Below are 2,429 nucleotides of genomic sequence, written 5' to 3'. Positions count from 1 at the left end.
ATGAACGGATTAGCAAGAGCTATTTTCTTCGGAAAACAAGGTGAGCTTAGGGAACGGACTATACAACATCAATTGCAAAGAGCCAGTGCTTTAAACATAATCATCAATGCTATTAGTATTTGGAATACCTTACATCTAACTAAAGCAGTTGAATATCAAAAACAGTCTGGTAGTTTTAATGAAGAATTATTACACCATATGTCGCCTCTAGGTTGGGAACATATTAATCTACTAGGAGAATATCATTTTAATTCGGAGAAAGTGGTCTCGTTAGATTCTTTAAGACCATTAAAACTTTCTTAACGTTGTAAAAATGGGGGAATCGTCAGGAAAATAGGCTTAGCGTTGTAAATCCGCATTTTCCTGACGGGACCCCTAATAAGGTAATCGTAATTGAACTAGAGAAAACGGATGATGGTTGGAAAATTAGTAAATCATAAAAAAACGGTCTAGAATTCTAGACCGTTTTTTTAGTTCCCTCAATCTTCTTCTTCAAAATCACGTAGACTAGCAAGCAATTCTGTAAATGTTGAGCAAACAGGATATATTGCTTTTTCCATGTCCTCTTCTTCATGGTCCCAAAATACGATTGTTGGTAATGCGGAATTATTACGATAGTCAAAGCATAAGAAATTCCCAAAAGGATCATTTGCGAAAGGATATATATTGTCTAATAATTCTTCTTTTATATCTTCATAATTTTTTACAATTGAATACTCATCTTCTATATGGAAGGTCAATAAATCATTGAATACATTTTCATCTTGTCCTGGTACATCAAATATTTTAGGACGTGGGTAACCTCCATCGTATTTCTTCACACATTCAATAAAATCATTAGGTAGTTTAATGTTAAAATATTTTTCTACTTGTTCGATTTCATGATCTGTTACTTTTTCATTACTTACACCAACCCATACAATGTTATGCATTAATAAACCTCCCTATTTTTCTCCGTCTTTCCCCCAGATGTTATACCCACCCGTGTGACCAGTTTGCTTATGTAATTTCGCGTCTACAAGCTGCATTCTTCCTGTGTCCTGATGGTGATGCCATGTATATGTTTTGGGTTTCTGACCATTTTTAAATAATTCAATTTCTTCTGCTGTAAATTTAGCTGCTAGTTTTGGATCTTCTAATATCTGTTCATATAACAGCTTATTACATATTCTATCATGAGTAGGTCTTGATTTTTTAAAGTCAACTTCTTTTAATTTTACTTCAGCAAAAGCATCGAAAATAGGGAATCCATTTAAGTCATATGGTATACCTGAAACTGGATGTTTATTTCCAGCTAACTCACCCATTCTTAAACTAATTGTCTTTGGACCATTTTTACCTTCATAAGTATATGGAGCTGCTTTCTGCAAGTACTGTTTAATACTACCGACTCCCGCATATGAAAGATGATTTCCAGCTTTGAATTCATAATTGTTTAATATATGTAATGCATTTCTATATGTCGGAGAATTAATTACAAGTGATTTTCCTTTAGTAAAACCTGTAATAGCAGCTACCTTCCCAACTTGTCCTGCTTTACTAAGACCCTTATCCCCCAGAAGCCCGAGCCCTAACGTTGCTATACCATAAGCTACATAATGCTCTCTACTTTCCAGATCCCCATTCCAAAATTTATTCATAAACGTATCTGATACGGTGTTCCATGCAGCAGGAATAGTCTCCCTATAGTTTACAATTGCATCTTGCATATTCAGCCAGGTTTCTTTATCACCTAAGGATATCAGTCCTTCCCACGCATCCACTGCACCATCTACAAACCCAGTAGAAATACCAGTCCATGCAGCATTTAAATCTTTTTTATTGAAAAATGACTCTTCTGATTTTGGAGGGAGTTTTCCACACATGGCACCTTCTTGAATATCATGGTCAGCTAAATTTCCACCATACAATTCATCTGCATCTCGGAATTTAACAGCTGCACGTTCTAATTCTACTGCTATTTTATCTAATTCTTGCAAGATGTTAAACATCATTGGCTTTGCTTCATTAAACATCTGATAAAAACGATCACTGCTTGCTCCGCTCCACTGAGAAGCTATATATTCAGTTTGAGAGTATAAATCTTTATGTATATATTCTAATGATGATCTCGTATTTCTTACTGTTTTAGCAGCTTGTTCTAATTGTTCCGGTGTTACCTTAATTTGTGTGCTCATTCCATCCCTTCTTTGCATATATATTATGAAAATTATAACATATCATTCTTTCGTTAATGGTTATCATTTGAAAATATCCGTTCCAAAAGGCGAAAGTATGTCCCATCATAAAAACAGCCCAAATTCCTAATGAGAAATTTGAGCTGTTTCTGTTATAAATATGTTTTATTTTATATTTTTTCATAGACTTATTTCTTTCATTGCTAACAAGGAATCTTAATTATTTCAAAATTTCTAAATGGGGTCTTACCA

General features: G+C 34.1%; 3 protein-coding genes and 1 pseudogene. 2 read left to right on the top strand and 2 right to left on the bottom strand.

The genetic code is table 11. The features are described 5' to 3' along the window. Positions 1 to 303: Tn3 family transposase (locus FOT98_RS30650; RefSeq protein WP_061182311.1), on the top strand; the 303-nt coding region annotated here is incomplete at its 5' end. 71 nt (positions 304 to 374) lie between these two features. Further along, positions 375 to 440: pseudogene (locus FOT98_RS30645) on the top strand (DUF4878 domain-containing protein); the annotation flags it as partial. A gap of 39 nt (positions 441 to 479) precedes the next feature. On the opposite strand, the gene FOT98_RS30640 reads toward FOT98_RS30645, so the two are convergent. Further along, positions 480 to 932, bottom strand: a complete 453-nt coding sequence (locus tag FOT98_RS30640) for an SMI1/KNR4 family protein (protein WP_000551585.1) — start codon at positions 930 to 932, stop codon at positions 480 to 482. Between the two features lie 12 nt (positions 933 to 944). After that, positions 945 to 2,177 (bottom strand): WXG100 family type VII secretion target, encoded by a 1,233-nt coding sequence (locus FOT98_RS30635; RefSeq protein ID WP_000107156.1) that lies wholly within the window; start codon positions 2,175 to 2,177, stop codon positions 945 to 947. Positions 2,178 to 2,429: the final 252 nt, after the last annotated feature.

The sequence above is a fragment of the Bacillus sp. HY001 genome (assembly GCF_007558965.1).
GTDB lineage: Bacteria > Bacillota > Bacilli > Bacillales > Bacillaceae_G > Bacillus_A > Bacillus_A mobilis.
This window is presented reverse-complemented; position numbering and strand designations above follow the sequence as displayed.

Coding starts and splice junctions, on each gene's coding strand:
- FOT98_RS30640 (WP_000551585.1), bottom strand. CDS start 932: ATGCATAACATTGTATGGGTTGGTGTAAGTAATGAAAAAGTAACAGAT.
- FOT98_RS30635 (WP_000107156.1), bottom strand. CDS start 2,177: ATGAGCACACAAATTAAGGTAACACCGGAACAATTAGAACAAGCTGCT.